We start from the raw sequence: 22,147 nt of genomic DNA on the forward strand, positions 1-22,147 counted from the left end.
CCCCCTCGACGCTGGTGATCCGTGAACTGCCCTATGTGGAGGCTGCCCAGGCGCTCGGCATATCGACATTCCACATCATGACGCGGCACGTCTTGCGCAACCTGATGTCGCCGATCCTCGTTCAGGCGACCTTCCTGTTCGCCAGCGCCATGCTTGCCGAAGCCGGGCTTTCCTTCCTGGGGCTCGGCGTCAGCCCCGAGATTCCGACCTGGGGAACCATGATCTCCGCCGGCCGCCAGTATATCGGGCAGGCCGACTGGATGACCTATTTCCCCGGCTTCGCCATCATTCTTTCCGTGCTCTCGCTGCAGATGGTCGGCGACGGCTTGCGGGACATGCTCGACCCAAGACTGCGAAGGGATTTGTAAATCATGACATCCGGAGATCAGGCGAAACCGCTTCTCCTCGCTAATGTGAAGCCGATGGCGTTCGGCGCCAATGCGCCGGCCGGCGCGACCGACATCCTGGTCGGCACCGACGGCAAGATTTCCGCAATCGGGCAGTCGCTCGCCGCACCAGCCGACGCGATCCGCATCGATGCCAAGGGCGCTTTCCTCTCGCCGGGCTGGGTCGATCTGCACGTGCATATCTGGCACGGCGGCACGGACATCTCGATCCGGCCTTCCGAGTGCGGCGCCGAGCGTGGTGTGACGACGCTGGTCGATGCCGGTTCCGCCGGCGAGGCGAATTTCCATGGCTTTCGCGAATATATCATCGAGCCCTCCCGTGAGCGCATCAAGGCCTTCCTGAACCTCGGTTCCATCGGTCTGGTCGCCTGCAACCGGGTGGCCGAACTTCGCGATATCCGCGATATCGACCTAGACCGCATCCTCGAATGCTATGCGGAGAACAGCGAGCACATCGTCGGCCTCAAGGTGCGCGCGAGCCATGTCATCACCGGATCCTGGGGCGTGACGCCGGTCAAGCTCGGCAAGAAGATCTCCAAGATCTTGAAGATACCGATGATGGTGCATGTCGGCGAACCGCCGGCGCTTTACGACGAAGTGCTCGAAATCCTCGGGCCCGGCGACGTCGTCACCCATTGCTTCAACGGCAAGGCCGGCTCGAGCATCATGGAAGACGAGGATCTGTTCAATCTCGCCGAACGCTGCGCCGGAGAGGGTATCCGCCTCGATATCGGCCATGGCGGAGCCTCTTTCTCCTTCAAGGTTGCGGAAGCGGCGATCGCACGCGGTCTCCTGCCGTTTTCGATCTCCACCGACCTGCACGGCCATTCGATGAACTTCCCGGTCTGGGACCTGGCAACCACCATGTCCAAGCTGCTCTCGGTCGGTATGCCTTTCGACAAGGTCGTCGAAGCGGTCACCCATGCGCCGGCCTCCGTCATCAAGCTTTCGATGGAAGACCGCCTTTCGGTCGGACAACGGGCGGATTTCACGATCTTCGACCTGGTAGACGCGGATCTAGAGGCGACCGATTCCAATGGGGACGTCTCCCGCCTGACGAAGCTGTTCGAGCCGCGCTATGCCGTCATTGGCGCCGAGGCCGTCGCCGCCAGCCGCTACGTCCCGAGGGCCCGGAAATTGGTGCGTCACAGCCATGGCTATTCCTGGCGCTGATGCAGCAATCCTAATTTTCATAACGAGGAATTTGCGTGAAACACTCTTCCACCTACGCAGAGCCGGAACAGGCGACGCCCTATCAAAGGCTCGCCTCCCTCGGCATAGAACTTCCCCCTTCTCCACCACCGATTGCCAATTTCGTGACGCATGTCCGCGAGGGCAATCTGCTCTACCTCTCAGGCCAGGGACCTCGCGAGGCAGACGGCCACCTCCATTCGGGCAAGGTGGGAAGCGAAGTGGGCGTCGATCAGGCCTATCAGCACGCACGGCTGACGGGTATCAACCTGCTTGCGGTCATGCATGATGCGCTGGGCGATCTTTCCCGCGTCAAGCGGGTGGTCAAGCTGCTCGGCATGGTCAATGCCGTTCCGCAGTTCGAGGATCATCCGAGCGTCATCAACGGCTGCTCGGATCTGTTCATCGAAGTGTTCGGGGTTGCCGGCCAGCATGCCCGCTCCGCTGTCGGTTTCGGCTCGCTGCCCGGCAATATCACCGTCGAGATAGAAGCGATCGTCTCGCTGAGGGACTAACGGGATGAGATCAGTGGTTGCGCCAGCCCATCACCTTTTCGATCCGCTCGGCGGAGGCGCGGACGTGCTCGGTGTAGTGGTTTTCGTCAGAGAAGACCTTCTGCTCCGGCAGCACGATGGAAATGGTAGCTACGCAATGGCCGCTTCGGTCGCAGACCGGCGAGGCGATGCAGGCGACGGCATAATCGGATTCAGCGACTTGGATCGACAGGCGCTCCTGGAATGCGCTCCCAGCGGCGTCCGAGAGCGTCTTGGCATCGATTTCCGCCCGACCGGTCGGCGAGGTGCGGGCACAGCGCTTGAAGAGTTCGATACGTTCGGCTTCGGGGAGATGCCCGACCAGAAGCCGACCCGATGCCGTCCAGTTGAGCGGCACGCGGGTTCCAACGCGCGACGCGACCTGAAAATGGCTCGGCCCGTCCGCCATGGCCAGCACCAGCATGTGGTCGCCGTCGCGTCCGCAGAGCTGCACCGTTTCGCCAGCTTGGCGGCAAAGATCATGCATTTCGTGGGTAGCAACGCTCATGAAGTCGAGCGATCGGGCATAGGCGAGCCCGTAATGATAGAGCCGAGCGCCAAGCCAGAGAGAGCCGTCGGCGTTGCGCGCCAGCATGTTCTTTTCCACCAGATCGTCGATGATGACATACACGGTGGAAAGCGGCGCGCCGATCGCCTTGGCGATCGCGTAGGCGCCGGCTGGCGCGCCGGTCTCGTAGAGATAATCAATCACCTGCAGTGCGCGATCAATGCCGCTCACGCGCGAGCGGCGCGTGGCTGGAGGCTTGCGATCCCCTTCGGAGGCTATTGCCGATGATGTCTTCGCGCCCAATTCAACGCTCCTCATTCTATTTGAGGAGGTTATTACATTATTATGGCATAGCTGTCGATGGGAATCCTCGAGCTGCCGTCACTGAGGAGAAACTGAATGTCCGATGATATCCGCCCTTCGATTGGCCTGCGGCCGGTGATCAACGTATCCGGCACGATGACGAGCCTCGGGGCATCGATCGTGGTGCCGGAGGCGATTGCGGCCATGTCGGCCATCCTACCGCAATTCGTGGAGATCAATGACCTGCAGCGCAGGGCGAGCGCCGTCATCGCACGGCTCACGGACGGCGAGGCGGGTTTTATCACGGCCTCCTGCTCGTCCGGTATCAGTCTGGCCGTCGCCGGCGCGATCACGGACGACAACCTCCTGGCAATCGAGAAGCTGCCGGATGTCACGCCGGAGAAGAACGAAGTCATCGTGCAGACGGGCCATGTGGTGAGCTATGGCGCGCCGGTGGATCAGGCGATCCGGCTGGGCGGCGGCAAGGTGGTGCTGATCGGCCAGGCGACCTCGACGCACCGCTTCCACATGGAAAACGCCATCAACGAAAAGACGGCTGCTGCCGTCTACGTCGTTTCCCATCACGTCGTCGATTACGGATTGCTGCACCTTACCGAATTCGTCGAGATTGCCCATGCGAAGGGCGTGCCGGTCATCGTCGATGCGGCGTCCGAATACGATCTCAAGCTTTTCCTGGCGCAGGGTGCCGATATCGTGCTCTATTCCGGGCACAAGTTTCTCGGCGGCCCGACCTCCGGCATCGTAGCTGGCAAAAAGGAACTGGTGCGGCACGCATTCCTGCAGAACATGGGCATCGGCCGGGGCATGAAGGTCGGCAAGGAAAGCATCTACGGCGTCATGGCGGCGCTGGAAGCCTGGGAAAAGCGTGACCATGCCGGCATCCGTGAGCGCGAGACCAGCTATCTCAACCTTTGGAAAAAGACGCTCGATGGCCGTCCGGGCGTGACTGCGCTGATCGAGCCGGACCCGACCGACAACCCGCTCGACCGCATGCGCGTGATCGTCACGCCGGCGGAAGCGCATATCACGGCCTGGGATCTGGCGGCGGCGCTCGCCCGCGGCAACCCGCCGGTAATCGTTCGCGACCACGAGGTGGAGCACAACCACTTCTACCTCGACCCCTGCAACCTGCATCCCGGCCAGGAAATGGTCGTCGCACAGAGACTGACCGAAGAACTCGACAAGGCGCGTGCCTCCAACGAGATCATCGCCACGCCCATCGAAGAACGAAGCCGCCACCGCTTCGACAGCCTTCTGCGCTGGCCGGATTGAGTCTCGGCCAACAAAGAACAAGGGGAACGATCATGAGCAACACGCAAGCCGAGCCCGTTTCGACCGCCGAACCGGTCTTGTCGGTCGAAAACCTCACCACCTCGTTTTTGGTGGATGGCGAATGGAAGCCGGTGGTGCGCGACGTTTCCTTCTCCGTCGCGCCCGGCGAGACGGTTGCCATTGTCGGCGAAAGTGGCTCGGGAAAGAGCGTGACATCGCTTTCGATCATGCGGCTGCTGCAGGAGGATTCGAGCCGTATCGACGGCAGGATCATGCTCGGCGGCCGTGACCTGTTGACGCTTCCCGAGCACAAGATGCGCAAGGTCCGCGGCAACGAGGTCGCGATGATCTTCCAGGAGCCGATGACGAGCCTCAATCCGCTCTTCACTATCGGCGACCAGATTTCCGAGGCGCTTCTGTGCCACAAGGCCATGTCGAAGGCGGAGGCTAAGGCTGAGACCGTCAGGCTCCTCGAAAAGGTGCGCATTCCCTCGGCTGCTTCACGTTTCGACGAATATCCGCACCGCTTCTCAGGCGGCATGCGCCAGCGCGTGATGATCGCCATGGCACTCGCCTCGAAGCCTAAACTCCTGATCGCCGACGAGCCGACGACGGCGCTCGACGTGACGATCCAGGGGCAGATCCTCGACCTCATCAAGATGTTGCAGGAGGAGGAAGGGACCTCCGTTCTCTTCATCACTCACGACATGGGCGTGGTGGCCGAGATCGCCGACCGGACGGTGGTCATGTATCGCGGCGAGCAGGTCGAGACCGGAGCGACGCCCGACATCTTCCATCGCGGCAGGCATCCCTATACGCGGGCGCTTCTTTCGGCCGTTCCGGTTCTGGGCTCGATGCAGCGATATGAACGGCCGCTGCGCTTTCCTGTGGTCAACCCAGCCACGGGCGCTTCCGATACGCCGGTCGAAGTGCCGGATACCGTCGCCAAAGGAAAGCCGATCCTTGAAGTGAAGAACCTCACCAAGCGTTTCGACATCCATTCCGGTCTGTTCGGGCGCTTGAGCGGACGGGTGCATGCGGTCGAGGACGTTTCGTTCGATCTCCATGCCGGCGAAACGCTCTCGCTTGTGGGGGAGAGCGGTTGCGGCAAATCCACCACCGGACGAGCGATCATGAGGCTCATCGAACCGGATGGCGGCTCGGTGATCGCCGACGGCAAGGACGTTCTCGGTCTCGATAAGCATGGCATGCGAGGAATGCGAAGGACGATCCAGATGATTTTCCAGGATCCGTTCGCCTCGCTCAATCCGCGCATGACTGTCGGTCAGGCGATTGCGGAGCCCTTCCTGGAGCACAGGATGGGCACGGCGAAGGAGGCCCGGGAGGTGACTGCGGAGATGCTGCACAAGGTCGGCCTGTCTCCCGACATGGCACGTCGCTATCCGCACGAGTTTTCCGGTGGGCAACGGCAGCGCATCTGCATCGCGCGGGCGCTCGCCCTTCAGCCGAAGGTGATCGTCGCCGACGAAAGCGTCTCGGCACTGGACGTATCCATCAAGGCGCAGGTCATCAACCTCATGCTCGATCTGCAGCAGAGCCTCGATCTGGCCTTCCTGTTCATCAGCCATGATATGGCCGTGGTGGAGCGGGTAAGCCATCGGGTCGCGGTCATGTATCTGGGCGAGATCGTCGAGATCGGCCCGAGGGCAGCGGTCTTCGGCAATCCACAGCACGAATACACGAAGAAGCTCATGGCCGCGGTTCCCGTGCCCGATCCCGATCGCCGCCGCGAGAAGCGCATGGCTACGAACGAGGAGTTGAAGAGCCCTATCCGCCCCGTGGATTATGAGATCCGAACACGGCCGTACCGGGAGGTATCAGCCGGACATCTCGTAGCCGCGGATTAAGATAGGAAAACCAGAGCCGACCGAGGTCGTTGAAGCCTCCGACAGCAAGATCGGCGGCTTATGAGACCTATCCCTTTGATGATGGATCGAAAAAGAGCAGCATGCCTGCGCGCTGATCTTTGGTCTTCGGTGGCTAGTCTCGGACAGCTGCCTTGTTTTCGACGTTAATGAGGCCAGAATTTGAGCGGCGTCATCACATTTCTGTGATTGGAGCTGGGGATGAGGGCATTACCTGGCCGAAGAGCCATAAACATCGAATTGGCCTCTTTGAATAAAATCAAAAAAGAAAATTAGAGAATGCTCGATTTCTCTGATTTTGCATTGAGTTCCAATGGTCTGTGGAAATATGTTTCCGCTTCGATTTGATACAAATTGTTGCGCTCTTCGGCACAATAAAGCGTTTGTCTTGGCTAACGCTTACTCTCATTAATTGTTTGCATACTGCATCATCAAGCCGAACTTCTCTTTTTACATTGGCTTCCTACCATCTCCTATGGTCGTAAGATCTCTGCTGGTCGCGGCTCAGGGTTGCGAATCTGTCATACCTATGGCGTACTCAGAACCGTCAGAGGGAATTGGCTGGGAAAGCATTTCAATTTGACAGGGGAGACGATGAACAATCGTACCGAGTTGCAAGGCCTGAAGCGGTTCCTGCTTTCCGGGAGCTGCCTGGTATCCGGCGTAATCCTTTTCTACTCAGAGCCTGTCAGTGCCGCGTGCACCTTTGCTCCGCCAGTGGGAGACGATACCTACACCTGTGACAGCGGCATATCGGTCGGCGGGCTGACAGATCCCGCCGGCAACAACACGCTGCTTCTTCCCAGCGGCGGCACAGGGACGATTGCCGGCGACGTTACATTCGGACCTGGGGCCGACAGGATCGAAATTCATTCGGGTACCATAGACGGCGCCGTGGTCCAGGGCGACGGCAACGACGCCTTCGTGATTTCCGGCGGCACCGTCACCGGCAATGTGCAGCAGGGTAGCGGCATAGACGATTTCCGGATGACGGGCGGAACCATCCAGTCCCTCAACCAGGGCGACAATCTCGACACTTTCTTCATGTCCGGTGGGCGCATCATCGATGCCTTCGATGACGGCGATGTCGCCACCATGACGGGTGGCCGCATCGGCCGCGTCAACATGAAGCTCGACGACAACATTTTCGATATGTCGGGTGGGACGATCGACCGCAACCTGGTCACCGGCTTCGGCAACGACACGATCATTCTTTCGGGCGGTACGATCGGCGGCAATATCAGCGTCAGCGGTGGAACCGACAGCGTGACTGTGACCGGCGGCACGGTCGGCGGCAATGTGATGCTCAGCTTCGGCAACGATAGGTTCGACTGGAACGGCGGCGGCATCATCTATGGTGCGATCGATCTCGGCGGGGATAACGATACCGCCACACTCACCAACCTGACGAATTCCCATATCGGCGCAACCACGCAGATAACCGGCGGCGCCGGCACAGACGGCTTGACGATGAACAACGTCAAGACCGCAGGCGTAGCCCGCTTCGACAGCTGGGAAACGATCGACCTCACCAATGATACGGAACTGGTATTCGACGGCACCATGGTGCTTGGCGACGCCGGCACCGGCACCGGCACGCTGACGGTCGATTCCGCCAGCACCGTCTATGGCGGCGGTGCCAACGGCGGGATAGCCTCCTTCACGGCGGGAGCACTCGTCAATATGGTGAATGGCGGTCGGATCGATCTCACCAATGGTGGCGCCAGCACTTCGGATACGTTCACTGTCATGGGCAATTACACCGGCAACGGTGGCCAGATCTTCCTCGATACCGTTCTCGGCGACGATGCCTCGGCTTCCGACAAGCTGGTCATCGACGGAGGGCTTGCCTCCGGAAGCACGGGAATGAACGTGGTCAATGCCGGAGGCGCGGGCGCGCGCACGACCGCGGACGGCATCATGGTCGTCGAGGCCGTGAACGGCGGCACCACGGCGGGCGGTGCATTTGCGCTCAACAGCCGCGTTGCTGCCGGCGCCTACGAATATTACCTGTTCAAGGGCGGTGTTTCGGCCGGAACTCAAGACAATTGGTATCTCCGCTCGACGATCGTGTCCGGGAGCGGAGCGATCGCCGGGGCCCCGAGCCCGGTTGAGCCGAATACCACGCCGCAATCCGAGGAGCCCGATATCGTCGAGGCACCCCCGCCTTCGGAACTGCCCCCCACGCCCTTGCCGACCGAGGGAGACGCGACGACGGACCCGACGGACCCGACGCCTCCCGTCAATGCCGGGGATCCGCAGCCGGAAGCTCCACCCCCACCGCCGGCGGCGGCCGCGGCAGATCCGCCGCCACCGCCGCCTGCGCCGCCCACCACGCCTGCATTATCAGCCGTACCGCCTACCCCGGGGGCTACGCCGGTGATCGCCGACGTCGTGCCGCTCTACCGGATCGAGGTTCCCACCTATTCGGCCGTGCCGCCGATCGCCCAATATCTGGCGCTGTCGACGCTCGGTACCTTCCATGAACGGCGCGGCGAACAAGCCTTGCTCCATGGTGGTGGATGGATGCCCACCACATGGGCGCGCACCTTCGGCCAGAACACCGAATTGGAGTGGGACGGAACCGTTCTGCCCAGTTTCGACGGCAATCTCTTCGGCTTCCAGGCGGGCCAGGACCTGTTCGGCCGCGAGACCGAGGATGGGCATTTCGACCGCTTCGGCCTTTTCTTCGGTTATTCCAAGATGAGTGGCGACATCAAGGGGCAGGCGCTGGGTTGGAACAACCTCTCCGTGGGCGATGTGGACGTCAGCGGAACCAGCCTGGGTGGCTATTGGACCCATATCGGGCCGCAGGGCTGGTATCTCGATGCCATTCTCATGGGCACGTGGTTCGGTGGCGACGCCACCTCCAGGGCAGGCGAATCGCTCGATATCGACGGGACCGGCGTCACGGCCTCTCTCGAGGGCGGCTATCCGGTCGCGCTTAGCGAGGATTGGACACTGGAACCGCAAGGCCAGATCATCTGGCAGCATATTTCCCTGGACGATTCATCCGACAGCTTCTCCTCCGTATCGTTCGACTCCGACAACGCCTTCACCGGGCGGCTCGGCGTCCGGCTACAGGGGAACTATCAGACCAGTGCCGGTCGCATTCAGCCCTATCTCAAGGCGAATATCTGGCACAACTTTTCCTCCGACCAGACGGTCCGCTTCGGTGACGATTCCATCGTCACCGAGATCGGCGGAACGTCGCTGGAAGTCGGAGGAGGCGTGGTCGCCAGCCTGACTGAGAGGGTCAGTCTATACGCGACCTTGGATTATACGACCAATCTAGGCGGTGAAAGGACGCGCATCTTCGAAGGGAATATCGGTCTTAACATTAAGTGGTAATCCGCTGGCGGTCAGCGGATTGAGCGACCATAACGGAGGAATCCATGGAAGCTATTATCGCACAGTTGATTGGTGGTGTTCTCGGCGGAACGGCCGGTGGCAAAGTTGTTCCGAGCTCTGATCTGGGAGGCATCGGTAACCTGATTGCCGGCGCGGTCGGAGGTGTCGGCGGGGGCCAGTTGCTCGGCGCTCTGCTTGGCGGGGCGACGGGTGCGGCAACCGGTGACGCCGCGGCGGGATTCGATATCGCCGCCCTGGCAGGCCAGTTCGTCGGCGGTGGCGTGGCCGGCGCCGTTGTTCAGATCGTTGTCGGTCTGATCAAGAACAGACTGGTGGCGCGCTCCTGAGACCAGCCGCGCAAACGGTTCGGGAACTCTGCTTCCCGAACCGTGCAGGCTGACACGTGCCGTGCAGCGGTTTGCGGTTGCGGCATAGGTAAACACAAAGGCTTAAGGCGCGGGAAAACGCATCCGAGGGATCGCGCGCGCTTTGGGTTCGATTGGTTATTCTGATTGCTGATTTCATGGCTCCCGACTTCGTCAAGAAGTCGGGTGGGTAAACTCGCTCCTGAAAATCACCGAGGAGTGCACTGCATTGGCGACATGATTTTACTCCGCGGCAAACGCGGCCTGAAGCGCAGATCGAGAAAATTGCCGTATCGACGGAATTTCCGCCGCTCACGGACCATGATTGCTGGCTTGCAGAGCATTGACGAGGTCAATGCGAAGCGTAACCCGAGGAAAGACGATGCGGACGAAAAACATTGCGGCAATGCTTGCCCTACTGCTGGGGATCTCGCTTCCCTCGCTGGCGGAGGCGGCCAATGCCTATGCCACGGGCAACGTGAACATGAGAACCGGCCCGGGCACGCAATACGGCCGCGTGGGCACCATTCCCGCTGGCGCGACGCTCACCATCCGTGGTTGCCTGAACGGCTATAGCTGGTGCGAGGTGACCTTTGCCGGTATGCGGGGTTGGGCTTCCAGCAACTATCTCCAGGCCACCTACCAGAACCGGCGCCGGCCGATTATCCACATCGGTCCGGTGATCGGACTACCGATCATCGTGCATAGGCCGCGTCCGCCGCATTGGGGAGGGCATCGCCCGCGACCACCGCATTGGGGTCATCGCCCGCGTCCGCCACACTGGGGTCATCGTCCGCGTCCCCCGAGGCCGCAACCTCGTTGAGGCGGGCTAATGCACGGGAACAAACATCTCGCGAATGCGGCGCGAGCGCTCTCCCTGTCAGACAGGGAGATCGCCCACCGGCTCGGCCTGTCGGTCGCTGTCTTGAGATCGGTCGATGGCGCCGCATCGCCTGAATATCTCCGTCTTGCCCTTGCGGCGCTCGTGGTGGGGCTTGATCCGGATGTCGTGCTCAAGTCCGATGCGGTTCCCTCGCTTCCCGTTCAGAAGGGGAGGGAGCCCATCGGGCATCAATCCCTCAATATTCCGAGTGGTAGCCAATGAAACGGTTCTGGTCTGCAGCGTTCCTGGTTTTGCTTCCGCTGCTCATCGGCCAGACGGCAGCGCAGGCCCAAAGCTGTGGCTCCGCCCGGAGCCCATCGGACGGTTCAGGAAGCGAAAGGGTTGCGCAGTTGCAAAGACAGCTTGCTGCAGTTCGCGCCATTGAGCGCAAGCGGCAGTGCATGTCGGAAAAGTCGCAAGGTGGATTTTTCAACGCGTGCCGCGACCTTGCCAATCAGAGGCGCAGGGTGGAAGCAGCACTCGGTGCTGCGCGTGGAGGCAGTTTTGCCCGCAGTTCCGAAAACTGCCGCACTTCGGCGCGGCAGCAGGCAAGACAGCGGCAGCCGACCGAGGCGACAGCAAAAGGCGCACAAGCGCCACAACAACAGAAATCAACGCTTAAAAAATACGGCAATGTCGTTAGGCCCGGCAAGGCCATGCTCTATTGCGTGCGCCTGTCTGACGGCTATCTGTTCCCTGCGCCGAACTCCCAATTCGTCAGCAGCGATGCGGCGGAAGCTGTTTTGCGTCAGTGCCAGTACATCTGCGAGGACCAGGCAATGGATGTCTATGTCCTGGAAGATTCCGATCTCGAGACGGACCAGATGATCTCGATCCGGAGCAAGACGAGCTACAAGGATCTCCCGCGGGCCTTCATGTATCGCAGCCAGGAAAATTTCCAGAAATGCGACTGGAACCGCTATGTCGACCGCATCCACGAGCTCCAAATGACCCAGATGATGTCCGAGAACATGGAGGATGTTTCCGTACCTGTGCCGGAAAGCCGCCCGGAATCGGACGAAGACGAAATATCGACGGAAGCGACGGCAAGTATAACGGCAGATCGGCCTTTGATCGACCGGCCGATCAGGATCATAGGTACTCCCTTCCTGCCCGCGCAGTCTTCGGCTCAGTAAAAGACGAATTGCCGGCTTTCGCCGGCAATCAGGTCATCCAGCGATATGAGCCGTTCGCCGTTGATCTAGCGCGCGGCCCAATTGGCGCCCCGGCGGAAAATGGACTTCATCTGCGGGATGTCGAATTCCTTCGCCTGATGGCCCAGCGAGGAATAGAAGACGCGACCTTTTCCGTATTTCCGCTTCCAGGCGACCGGCATGACCACGCCATCGATCCAATAGGCATGTTCCCCGGTAAAGGTGGTCGTCGCCAGCACCTCGTTGGAAGGATCGACGTGCATATAATATTGCTCGGACGTGTAGGGAAAATCCGTGATGCCCTCCATGATCGGGTCGTCAGGGCGGGTCACGTTGACCGTATAGTCGATGATGTTGCCTGGATGGGCGACCCATTGGCCGCCGATGATGAACTGGTAGTCGACGGATTCGCGGAATGCGTCTCCCGCACCGCCGTGATAGCCTGCAATGCCAACGCCGCCTTCCACCGCGGCTGCGAGGTTCTTCACCTCTTCCTTCTCGATCTTGGACATGGTCATGATCGGCACGATCAGGCTCAAATCGTGAACCGACGGATCGGCAAAGGCTTCGGTACTGTGCTCCAGATAGACCTTGAAGCCGTCTTCCTCGAGCATGTCCTTGATGATTGCCGCGCATTCCTGCGGTTCGTGGCCGCTCCAGCCGCCCCAGACGATCAATGCTTCCCGCATGTTTTCCTCCTCAACAATTTCAATTTGCCAGCTGCCCGTCGACAAGCGACTGTGACAATGCTGCTGGGCGCTCGGTTGCAGTGGTAATCTCGACTGTCCGACCGGATTCCGAAGCGAGATGGAAGGCTTCCATGACCTCAAGAACATGCAGGGCGAGATCGCCATTGGCCCGGTGAGGGCGGTTCGAACGGATCGCGCACGCCATGTCCGCTACCCCAAGCGACCGGAAATTACCGTCCGCATAGGGTAGCGTCACGGGTTGTTCCTCGAACTGGCCGCCCTTCTTCAGATACTCGACCGAGCCACCAAAACGGTTCGGATCGGGAACGATCAACGTCCCCTCGGTTCCGTAGACCTCGAGAGGCACATGCTTGTGGCCGGCAACGTCGAAGCTCATGCCGATCTGCACGACAGCGCCACTTGCAAACGCCATCACCCCTGCGACATGGGTCGGCACGTGCACCGGAATCCGCTCTCCGTTGCGAGGCTCGCTGGTGATGATGCGTTCTTTGCGCGGTGTGGTCGCAAACCCCGCGACCTTTGAGACCGGTCCCAGCAGGTTTACCAGATCGGTGATGTAATAGGGGCCCATGTCCAGCATGGGGCCGCCGCCGACCTCGTAATAGAAAGCTGGATTCGGGTGCCATCGCTCATGTCCGGGGCACATGAAAGTGGCAGTTCCGCCAACCGGCAGTCCGATGACGCCTTCATCGATCAGGGCGCGGGCGGTCTGATGGCCGCCCCCGAGGAAGGTGTCGGGAGCGGCTCCGATGCGAAGCCCTTTACGTCTCGCCGCATCCGCTAGTTTTTTCCCTTCCGCGAAATTAATGCCGAGCGGCTTTTCGGAATAGGTATGCTTGCCCGCGTCGAGCGCCTGAAGAGCAACCGCGACATGGGCTTTCGGCACGGTGAGATTGACGATGATCTCGATCTTAGGATCGGCAAGAAGTTCCTCGACACTCCTGGCGGCAAGGTTGAATTCGGAAGCCTTCGCCTCGGCGAGATCACGATTGAGATCGGCCACGCCGCGAATATCGAGGATCGGAAACGAAGACATCGCCTTCAGATAAGCGCCCGAAATATTGCCGCATCCGATGATGCCGATACCAACCTTCTCCATGAAATCCTCCCGATGAATTGATCTTTTAAAGTGCAGGCCCCGTCGTGCTCCAGGGCGACTCGTAAAGCTCATAGAGAGCAACCGCAGCAGCGCCCTGGGCCCAGAAATCGTCTGCGGAATCATCGAAGACGAGTTCGCTGACACCTTTCAGTGAAGGCGGAATGGCCAGAGCATAGGCTTCGCGCAGGCTGTTCAGAAAGGGCTCTCCAAGCGCCAGCGAGGAGCCGACAAGAATGACGCGCGGCGGCGCAAACAGCGTAACGATATTGGCGATCGTCAAGCCGACCGCTTCGCCCGCGCGCTTGGCCGCTTCGATCAGACGGTTGTCATCGGCTTCGATCAAGGCCTGGGCACGGCTCATGCCCCGGCCAAGCCGAATGGCCTCGGCAAAGCGACCATCGGTTTGCTGGTCCCCGAGGATCGCGCTTTCTCCGGCTTGGCTGGAGAGCCGCACGATGCCCTGCAACCCCATGCCGAGCACGAGATCTCCGAGATTGTGGCTAAGCCCGCCCGCCCCACGAAAAAGCTTGTTGTTGTGCAGAACGCCGAGGCCGAGCGTCTGCTCGAGTGAGATCAGCACCATGTCTTCCAGCTCGCGCGCCTTGCCGAACCAGTGATGGGCAAGCGTAATGGCATGCGCATCGCTCTCGACGATGGTCGAGGTGGACAGTCTCGCCGACATTTCTGTCGCAAAATCAACGTTCACATCCCGAAAGATCGGACTGCTGCGAATATGGCCGGTACGGTGTTCTATGACGCCGGGCAGACTGAGGCAGACGCTTGCCACGTCTTCCAGCGACAGTCCCGCATCGACCACGCAGCGCCGCACACCGTCCTCGACGAGATCGGCGATGACGCCGATCGGCTGGCGATCGATGCGAATGGGCAGCATCAGTTTCGACAGCACGTCGCCGCGGAAATTGGTGACGACGAAAACCATCCGGCTGGCGGCGATCTTGGCGCCGACGACGCGCGCCGCATCCGGATTGACCTCAAGCATGACGCGCGGTCGTCCCCGCACCGCTTCGTTGCGAATATCGCCCTCGTGGCGCGTGAGGATAAGGCCGTCATCAAGCAAGGAGGCGGTGATGGCCGAAACGGTCGTGGTCGACAGTTCCGTCTGCTCGCTGATCTCGATGCGGGCGATCGGTCCGTGCCGCCGAATCGTGTCCAGCACGTTCAGGCGGTTGATCGCGCGCATCAGTTCCGGATCGGCAGTCTTCATCGGCACTCACGATGCCTAACGATCCCATCGCGGACGCGATTTATTTCGTGAGGCAAATTAAATTTGCCATGTTGTAGGATCGATTTCGCGCTGTTTGCAACTGAAATTTTGATGGGCGGGCGGAAAATCCGCCGGTTTTGAGCTTTGTCCGGCACCCCTATTGACAGGAAGGGTCACGTGGCGCTTTTATTTATTCCGGATACAGAAATAAGTGCCACTGGGGAGGAGCACCTTATGCTGACCATCAATCGAATTGCGTTTCGCTTTCTGTCGGCCGCTGCCATCGGCGCGCTGGCCTTCAGCTCAACCGCCTCGGCCGATGCGGTCGTCAAATGGCTTCATGTCGAATCCAATCCGGCCTTTGTGAAGGTCTGGCAGGACATTGTCGACAAATACCAGGCGGAGCATCCCGGCGTGAAGATCGAGATGCAGTTTCTCGAAAACGAAGCTTTCAAGGCGAAGCTGCCGACCCTGCTGCAATCGAGCGATGCGCCTGACTTTTTCTATAGCTGGGGCGGTGGCGTCCTGAAACAGCAGCAGGCGACAGGCGCCTTGAAGGATATCACGGAGGCGATGAACGCCGATGGCGGCGCCTGGCTGAAAACCTACAATCCGGCCGCGGTGAAAGGCCTGACCTTCGATGGCAAGATGAGTGCCGTGCCGTTCAAGATGAGCACCGTCAGCTTCTTCTACAACAAGGAGAATTTCACCACAGCCGGGGTGGACGCCGCCGGCATCAAAACCTGGGACGATTTCCTCGGCGCGGTGAAGAAGCTCAAGGACGCCGGCATTACGCCGATCGCCGGTGGCGGTGGAGAGAAATGGCCGATCCATTTCTACTGGAGCTATCTCGTCATGCGCAATGCCGGACAGCAGGGCTTTGACGAAATAAAGACCGGCGAGGGCGATGGTTTCCTGGCGCCGGCTGCGATCAAGGCCGGCGAACAGCTTGCCGAGCTCGGTAAGCTGGAGCCCTTCCAGCAGGGCTATCTGGGCTCCACCTGGCCGCAGGCGCTGGGCGTCTTCGGTGACGGCAAGGCCGCTATGATTCTCGGGTTCGATACGACGGAAGCCAATCAGCGCAAAAATGCCGGCGACGGCAAGGGACTGGCGAGCGACAATATCGGCCGTTTCGAATTCCCGGTCGTGGAAGGTGCTGCGGGTGCTGCAACCGATACACTCGGAGGCATCAACGGCTGGGCGGTAACCGCCAAGGCGCCGCCGGAAACACTCGATTTTCTGGCATACCTGACAGGTATCGAAAGCGAGCGTCTCATGGCCAAGGCCGGCCAGATTCTGCCGGCTGTCGCCGGGGCCGAGGACAGTGTGACGGACCCTCTCATGCACCAGTCCGCCGAACAGCTCGCGCGCTCCACATGGCATCAGAATTTCTTCGATCAGGAGCTCGGTCCATCCGTTGGCCGCGTGGTGAACGACGTGTCGGTCGCCATCGTATCGGGACAGATGTCGTCCGAAGAGGGCGCGCAGATGATCCAGGATGCGATCGAGATGGAAAAAATGTGATGCCGAAGACCGGCGGGCGTCCGCGCCCGACGGTTTGCATTCCGCGATCCTGAGACCCGGAGCGAAGATGACGAATTTTTCTGCAACGACGGCCGCCGGGCCCGTCGCGGAGGCGAGGCCCTCTGCACGGCGAAAAAGCCCTACCGTTCGCGGACGGCTTCCGGTGTTGGTTCTGTTCCTGCCGCCGGCATTGCTCCTGTTCACGATCTTCGTGATCCTGCCCATGGGCGAGGCCGCCTTCTACAGCCTTTATCGGTGGGACGGCTATGGCCTGCCCACGCAGTTCGTGGGCCTGAGAAACTTCGAGGTCCTGTTCAAGAACAGCGCGTTCCTGACTGCGCTTAAGAATAATTTCCTGATCATCGTGGTCTCGCTGATCTTCCAGATTCCGCTCGCGCTCTGGCTCGCGACGATGCTGGCGACCCGGATCAAGGGCGTGGTGTTCTTCCGGTTGATCTTCTTTCTGCCCTACGTTCTGGCCGATGTCGCCGCGGGTTTGATCTGGCGCTTCGTCTATGACGGCGACTACGGCCTGTTTGCGGCCATTGCCGGCCTTCTTGGTGTCGAAACGCCCTATGTGTTAGCTGACAAGGACCTGGCGATCTATGCGGTCCTGGCAGTCATCGTGTGGAAATATTTCGGCTTTCACATGATGCTGTTCATCGCCGGGCTGCAGTCGCTCGACAGAAGTGTTCTGGAAGCTGCCGAGATCGACGGCGCCACGGGCTGGCAGAGATTCCGCTTCGTCACCCTGCCGCTGCTGAGCTCGACGCTGCGGCTTTCGGTCTTCTTCGCCGTGGTCGGTTCGCTGCAGCTTTTCGACATGATCATGCCGTTGACGGGCGGCGGCCCGTTCAATTCGACCCAGACCATGGTGACCTTCCTCTATAATTTCGGCGTCACCCGAATGCAGGTCGGTCTTGGCAGTGCGGTGGGCGTCGTCCTCTTCGTGATCTGCGTGACTCTCGCCTTCAGCTACAAACGGATATTCATGCGCAATGACTGAGATGTCCTCGTCCATTCGAATGAGCACGGGCACGAAGATCTATCTCTACGTGTCGCTCATCATCATCGCGGCGGTCGTCGTCGTTCCGCTGCTGACCACCGCGCTCGGAGGTTTCAAGACCTTAGGCGATCTGCGCACCAATCCCTTCGGCCTGCCGGTGGATTGGCAGTGGACGAACTATACCGATATCCTGTTCGGGGAACGCTACTGGCGGCAGATGATGAACTCGCTGATCATCGCCGTCCTAACGGTGACGCTGACGATCTCCGTCTCGGCCATGGCGGCCTTCACGTTCGCGCATGTCCGGTTCTTCGGCTCGAACTTCCTGCTCAACTATTTCCTGATCGGGCTGATGTTTCCGGCGGCAACGGCCATCCTGCCGCTCTTCATCCGCATCCGCGATCTCGGGCTCCTCAATACCTATTGGGGCGTGGTCCTGCCGCAGGTCGCCTTCGGCCTCGGGATGAGCATCCTCTTGTTCCGTAACTACTTCCGCAATCTTCCCGAAGAGCTGTTCCAGGCGGCTTTCGTGGATGGCTGCGGCTATATCCGCTTCTTCTGGCATGTCTCGTTGCCGCTTTCGCGCCCGATCATCGCCACCGTCGGTATCGTCTCCTTCGTCTCGAGCTGGAACAGCTATATCCTGCCGCTCATCATGCTGAACTCAGAGGCCATGTATCCGTGGCCGCTCGGCATCATGGTCTATCGCGGTGAATTCGGCACGGAATGGCAGCTCGTCCTGGCGTTCATCACGGTCACCATCCTGCCGACGATCATCGTCTTCTTCCTGGCGCAAAAGCATATCATTGCCGGATTGACTGCCGGCGCCGTGAAATCCTGATCCCGCAGATTGGAGCAGCCAATGGCATCCGTTACACTGTCGAACATCAAGAAGTCCTACGGTTCGCTGGGGGTCATCCATGGCGTCTCGCTATCGATGGAGGACGGTGAATTCATTGCCCTCGTCGGTCCCTCCGGATGCGGCAAGTCGACGCTTCTGAGGATGATCGCAGGGCTTGAGGAGATTACCGACGGCGACGTCTCGATCGGTGGCAAGGTGGTGAACGAGTTGACGCCCCGCGAGCGCAACATTGCCATGGTCTTCCAGTCCTACGCTCTTTATCCGCACATGACGGTCGCCGAAAACATGGGCTTCAATCTGCGTCTTTCCGGTGAGCCGAAGCCGGCGATCGCTGAGCGGGTGGCGGAAGCCGCCCGCATGCTGGACCTCACCGATCTCCTCGACCGCAAGCCGGCGCAGCTATCCGGCGGCCAGCGCCAGCGTGTCGCCATGGGGCGCGCGATCGTTCGCAATCCGGCTGTCTTCCTGTTCGACGAGCCGCTTTCGAACCTCGATGCCAAGCTGCGCGTGCAGATGCGATCCGAGATCAAGACGCTGCACCAGAAGGTCAAGACAACCTCGATCTATGTCACCCACGATCAGATTGAAGCGATGACGCTTGCCGACCGCGTGGTCGTGCTCAACCAGGGCAGGGTGGAGCAGCAAGGCACGCCGATGGAGCTTTATCGAAAGCCGGCCAATCTTTTCGTGGCCGCCTTCATCGGATCTCCGGCGATGAACATTCTGGACGGCACCGTGGAGGCCGATGGCGGAGAGCCCGCCGCGCGGCTCGGTGACGGGACGGCTGTTCGCATTTCCGCCGATCGCAAGGTGAAACCCGGCCAGCGGATCAAGGTCGGCCTGCGTCCGGAACATCTGAGCCCCGGTGCCGGCCGAGGCGCTCTTGCCGGTCAGACCCTTCTGGTCGAGCCCACGGGGGCCCAGACGCATGTGGTCTTCGATCTCGCCGGCCAGGCGGTGACGGCGGTCGTCGACGGCGAATATCCCGCCCGCTATGGGGTCCGCTTCCAGGCCAGCATTGCTGCCGAGCAGGTGCATGTATTCGACAGGGAGAGCGGGATCGCCCTTTAGGCGGCAGGCCGGCTGCTATTCATCGTCCTGAGCGAGTACTACCGGAGGCGATGACTTCGCGTGTCAGCTCTTCGACTCTTGAACAGCCGAGATGGCCAAGTGTCGTCCAGAATTCCCGTTGCAGCAGCTCGAGGGTTCGCCGCACGCCGTTTTCGCCGTCGGCTGCAAGCCCGTAGGCGATGATGCGGCCAAGCGCGACCGCATCGGCGCCAAGCGCAATCGCGGCGGCGATATCGCTGCCGCGGCGAATGCCGGAATCGAATATGATCGGAACGCCCTTGCCGACCGCTTTACGGATCGTGGGCAACGTCTCCAGTGCGGGCGGCGTGCGGTCGATTGTGCGGCCGCCGTAATTCGAGACATAGAGCCCCACGGCTCCGGCATCGAGGGAAGCCCTGGCGTCGCGCGCACTTGAGACGCCCTTGACGATGCAGGGCAGGGGAGCCCGTTTGATGACGCTTGCGGCCTGCGCCCAAGTCCAGCGCGGCTGTGTGAAATCGAGAAGTTCATGCAGTGCTGCGGGATCGGATTTGCCGGGGCCGAAGTTCGAAGGGCTGGCTTCACCTCGAATGGTGAAGCGGTCCTCCATCATGCGTTCGCGCCATTGGCGGATCGGCGAATAGGTGACGCAGATATATTTATAACCGGCGGCCTTGGCGCGCTCCATCATGTCGAGTGCCGCGCCTTCGTCCCCGACGAAGGTCATCTGGAAGACTGAGGCGACAGGTGAGGCCTTGGCCACTTCTTCCAGTGAGTGAGCGGCCGCGACCGGCACCATCTGCTGGATACCAACGGATGCGGCAGCCCGGCCGATCGCCAGATGGCCGTCGGGATGGAAGACAGTCTCGCCGCCGCCGAATGGGGCGATGAAGGCGGGGAAGCTCAAGTCGAAACCGAGCACCTTCGTGCGGGTGTCGGGATTGTCGATGCCGGCAAAGAGCGGCACCTCGAAACGAATACTATCGAAGACCGAGGTATTCTCCTTGAGCGTCACCTCGTCGCCCGTGCCGCAGGAAAGATAATTCCAGTCAATCTCGGAAAGGCGGCGCTGGGCATCCTTGTAGATGCCGCGCAGCGTCGTATATCTCTCGGTGGCTGCGTAACGATCGTCGATCCGGTTCGGTTGGTCGGCCATGTCCGTTCCCTCGTCGGCTGAAAGTCGGACGGGCGGAACGAAACCCGCCCGTCGCGGGGTGGTTACTTCTTCGCAGCGATCAGGACGATCTCGATAAGGCGTCGCGGATCGCCAAGATCGGCAACGCCGATCGTTGCGCGCGACGGCAGGTCGTCGCCGTCGATCCATTCGAGCCAGGCCTCGTTCATCTCCTCCTTGCGCGACATGTCCGTCAGATAGATGCGAGCCGAAAGAATGTGGTGCTTATCGGAGCCGCATTCGGCGAGCACCTCGTCGAGCTTGGCGCAGGTCTGAAGGGTCTGTTCCCTCATGCCGAGCGAAATGTCGTTGGCAGCATGGCCGCCGAGATAGAGCACGCCGTTATGCTCGACGACGCCGTGCATGATGCGGTGCTTGCGGTGACGTTTGATCATCATGGGTTCCTTTGACAATGAGGGAGGATGCGGCCCCGTAGGCGGCAGCTCGGGGTGAGAATCAGCGCCCTTGCGGGGCATATTTCTCGATCGGGATATCCGTCGCCTGGCCGGTTGCGAGCTTGGCGAGCTGGCTGCCCGCGAATGGTCCGATCGTCAGTCCGCCGGCGCCGAGGCCGTTGCCGATCATCAGGTTTTCGATGCCGGGCACACGGCCGAGGATCGGGTTCATGGTTTCGCCGGCGGGGCGGAAGCCGATGCGGGTCTCGATCAAAGTCGCATTGGCGAGGCCCGGCGCGATGTTGAGACCGGCGCTGAGAACCTCATGCTCGCCGGCGGCCGTCACGCGGTAGTCGAAGCCGGAATTGGTCTCGCGGGTCGCACCGATCACCACGCGGGAGTCGTCGAAAGCCAGCATGTAGTGGCTGCTCATGGGCAGCACGACGGGCCATTTGGCTGTCGCGACACCCGGCAGACGCAAGTGGATGATCTGCCCCTTCTGCGGCACCACGGGATGGGAAAGGCCGAGCGGTCGCAGGATCTGCGAAGCCCAGGCGCCGGCAGTGACGATGATCTCCTCGGCTTCGATCGTAAGACCATTGCTATCGAGGCAGCGGGCGCGGTCGCCGTCGAGCTTCAGCGTCACATAGTCGCTGCGCAATTTCGCGCCCATGGTAACTGCGGCACGCACCATGGCGGCTGAAAGCAGCCGGGCATCGACGCGGGCGGCTCCCGGAATATGGATCGCATCCAGATCTTCACGCAGCGGCGGGAAATGCGCGCGGGCCTCGGCAGGCGTCAGATGGCGAATTTCGCCCGCCTCGGGGGCGTCCTTCACGCGCTGCGCGATCCTCTCGGCGGCGGCATGGAATTCCGACCGGTCTTCGGCGACGACAAGCGCTCCGACCTTGCCATAGCCGAGGTCTGTCTCGCCCTTTGCCCTCAGTCCTTCGATGAGGCTGTCGTAGAAGCGGGCGCCCGAGGCATACATGTAATACCAGTCCGGATCGTCAGCCTTGGTGGCCCACGGGCAGACGATCCCCGCACCGGCCATGGTGGCCTTGCCCTGATGGGCTTCGTCGACGATTTCCACATCAAGCCCCTGGCGGGCCAGATGGTAGGCGGCGCTGGCCCCGAGGATGCCGGCACCGATAATCAAGACACGCATTTCAACTTCCTGCATTTCAACATGAGATAGGCAAGGCCCAGAGATGCCGGCGGTCTCAAC

Annotated in this window: 21 protein-coding genes; 14 read left to right on the forward strand and 7 right to left on the reverse strand. The window is 60.9% G+C overall.

Translation table 11 applies throughout. The features are described 5' to 3' along the window. The 3 genes from ACE04I_RS06120 to ACE04I_RS06130 form a co-directional block, all read left to right on the forward strand. On the forward strand, positions 1–368 hold a 368-nt coding region (locus tag ACE04I_RS06120), incomplete at its 5' end, for an ABC transporter permease (RefSeq protein WP_487206755.1). Between the two features lie 3 nt (positions 369–371). After that, the gene (locus ACE04I_RS06125; RefSeq protein WP_046793314.1) at positions 372–1,580 is read left to right on the forward strand and encodes an amidohydrolase/deacetylase family metallohydrolase; all 1,209 of its coding nucleotides are present in this window, start codon (positions 372–374) and stop codon (positions 1,578–1,580) included. Between the two features lie 35 nt (positions 1,581–1,615). Continuing rightward, positions 1,616–2,113, forward strand: a complete 498-nt coding sequence (locus tag ACE04I_RS06130) for a RidA family protein (protein ID WP_046793315.1) — start codon at positions 1,616–1,618, stop codon at positions 2,111–2,113. A 10-nt stretch (positions 2,114–2,123) separates the two neighbouring features. On the opposite strand, the gene ACE04I_RS06135 is transcribed toward ACE04I_RS06130, so the two are convergent. Beyond that, positions 2,124–2,957: an IclR family transcriptional regulator gene (locus ACE04I_RS06135; protein WP_046793316.1), complete on the reverse strand. Its 834-nt coding sequence runs from the start codon at positions 2,955–2,957 to the stop codon at positions 2,124–2,126. Between the two features lie 81 nt (positions 2,958–3,038). On the opposite strand from ACE04I_RS06135, the gene ACE04I_RS06140 reads away from it, so the two are divergent. The 7 genes from ACE04I_RS06140 to ACE04I_RS06170 all read left to right on the forward strand — a co-directional run bounded on the left by ACE04I_RS06140 (position 3,039) and on the right by ACE04I_RS06170 (position 11,856). Beyond that, the gene (locus ACE04I_RS06140) at positions 3,039–4,235 is read left to right on the forward strand and encodes an aminotransferase class V-fold PLP-dependent enzyme (protein WP_046793317.1); all 1,197 of its coding nucleotides are present in this window, start codon (positions 3,039–3,041) and stop codon (positions 4,233–4,235) included. 32 nt (positions 4,236–4,267) lie between these two features. Then, positions 4,268–6,103, forward strand: a complete 1,836-nt coding sequence (locus ACE04I_RS06145; RefSeq protein WP_046793318.1) for an ABC transporter ATP-binding protein — start codon at positions 4,268–4,270, stop codon at positions 6,101–6,103. A 612-nt stretch (positions 6,104–6,715) separates the two neighbouring features. Beyond that, positions 6,716–9,472 carry an autotransporter family protein gene (locus ACE04I_RS06150; RefSeq protein WP_487206756.1) on the forward strand — a complete coding sequence of 919 codons (2,757 nt, stop codon included), beginning with the start codon at positions 6,716–6,718 and terminating at the stop codon, positions 9,470–9,472. A 44-nt stretch (positions 9,473–9,516) separates the two neighbouring features. After that, a complete protein-coding gene (locus ACE04I_RS06155) occupies positions 9,517–9,819 on the forward strand; it encodes a hypothetical protein (RefSeq protein ID WP_046793320.1) in 303 nt (100 codons plus the stop codon). A gap of 400 nt (positions 9,820–10,219) precedes the next feature. Continuing rightward, positions 10,220–10,660 carry an SH3 domain-containing protein gene (locus ACE04I_RS06160; RefSeq protein ID WP_046793321.1) on the forward strand — a complete coding sequence of 147 codons (441 nt, stop codon included), beginning with the start codon at positions 10,220–10,222 and terminating at the stop codon, positions 10,658–10,660. 9 nt (positions 10,661–10,669) lie between these two features. Beyond that, positions 10,670–10,942: a hypothetical protein gene (locus ACE04I_RS06165; RefSeq protein ID WP_046793322.1), complete on the forward strand. Its 273-nt coding sequence runs from the start codon at positions 10,670–10,672 to the stop codon at positions 10,940–10,942. A 128-nt stretch (positions 10,943–11,070) separates the two neighbouring features. After that, positions 11,071–11,856, forward strand: a complete 786-nt coding sequence (locus ACE04I_RS06170; protein ID WP_487206757.1) for a DUF2865 domain-containing protein — start codon at positions 11,071–11,073, stop codon at positions 11,854–11,856. A gap of 65 nt (positions 11,857–11,921) precedes the next feature. On the opposite strand, the gene ACE04I_RS06175 is transcribed toward ACE04I_RS06170, so the two are convergent. From ACE04I_RS06175 to ACE04I_RS06185, 3 genes are read right to left on the reverse strand one after another with little or no spacing between them, the layout of a single operon-like run. Beyond that, positions 11,922–12,563 carry a ThuA domain-containing protein gene (locus ACE04I_RS06175; RefSeq protein WP_046793323.1) on the reverse strand — a complete coding sequence of 214 codons (642 nt, stop codon included), beginning with the start codon at positions 12,561–12,563 and terminating at the stop codon, positions 11,922–11,924. A gap of 19 nt (positions 12,564–12,582) precedes the next feature. Beyond that, on the reverse strand, positions 12,583–13,683 hold the full coding sequence (locus ACE04I_RS06180; protein ID WP_046793324.1) for a Gfo/Idh/MocA family protein: 1,101 nt from the start codon (positions 13,681–13,683) through the stop codon (positions 12,583–12,585). 25 nt (positions 13,684–13,708) lie between these two features. After that, on the reverse strand, positions 13,709–14,908 hold the full coding sequence (locus tag ACE04I_RS06185; RefSeq protein ID WP_046793325.1) for an ROK family transcriptional regulator: 1,200 nt from the start codon (positions 14,906–14,908) through the stop codon (positions 13,709–13,711). Positions 14,909–15,142: 234 nt separating this feature from the next. On the opposite strand from ACE04I_RS06185, the gene ACE04I_RS06190 reads away from it, so the two are divergent. From ACE04I_RS06190 to ACE04I_RS06205, 4 genes are all read left to right on the forward strand, one after another. Beyond that, complete coding sequence (locus tag ACE04I_RS06190; RefSeq protein WP_046793326.1) at positions 15,143–16,432, forward strand: extracellular solute-binding protein; 1,290 nt, start codon at positions 15,143–15,145, stop codon at positions 16,430–16,432. 67 nt (positions 16,433–16,499) lie between these two features. Beyond that, complete coding sequence (locus ACE04I_RS06195; protein WP_487206758.1) at positions 16,500–17,438, forward strand: carbohydrate ABC transporter permease; 939 nt, start codon at positions 16,500–16,502, stop codon at positions 17,436–17,438. Beyond that, entirely contained in the window at positions 17,431–18,279 is an 849-nt protein-coding gene (locus tag ACE04I_RS06200) for a carbohydrate ABC transporter permease (protein WP_046793328.1), read from the forward strand. The genes ACE04I_RS06195 and ACE04I_RS06200 overlap by 8 nt, the downstream gene beginning before the upstream one ends. A gap of 21 nt (positions 18,280–18,300) precedes the next feature. After that, entirely contained in the window at positions 18,301–19,371 is a 1,071-nt protein-coding gene (locus ACE04I_RS06205; RefSeq protein ID WP_046793329.1) for an ABC transporter ATP-binding protein, read from the forward strand. Positions 19,372–19,390: 19 nt separating this feature from the next. On the opposite strand, the gene ACE04I_RS06210 is transcribed toward ACE04I_RS06205, so the two are convergent. The 3 genes from ACE04I_RS06210 to ACE04I_RS06220 form a co-directional block, all read right to left on the reverse strand. Beyond that, positions 19,391–20,506, reverse strand: a complete 1,116-nt coding sequence (locus tag ACE04I_RS06210) for an alpha-hydroxy acid oxidase (protein WP_046793330.1) — start codon at positions 20,504–20,506, stop codon at positions 19,391–19,393. A 62-nt stretch (positions 20,507–20,568) separates the two neighbouring features. Beyond that, positions 20,569–20,919 (reverse strand): RidA family protein, encoded by a 351-nt coding sequence (locus ACE04I_RS06215; protein ID WP_046793331.1) that lies wholly within the window; start codon positions 20,917–20,919, stop codon positions 20,569–20,571. A 61-nt stretch (positions 20,920–20,980) separates the two neighbouring features. After that, positions 20,981–22,087 (reverse strand): NAD(P)/FAD-dependent oxidoreductase, encoded by a 1,107-nt coding sequence (locus ACE04I_RS06220; RefSeq protein ID WP_046793332.1) that lies wholly within the window; start codon positions 22,085–22,087, stop codon positions 20,981–20,983. Positions 22,088–22,147: the final 60 nt, after the last annotated feature.

The organism is Rhizobium moroccans (genome assembly GCF_057559155.1).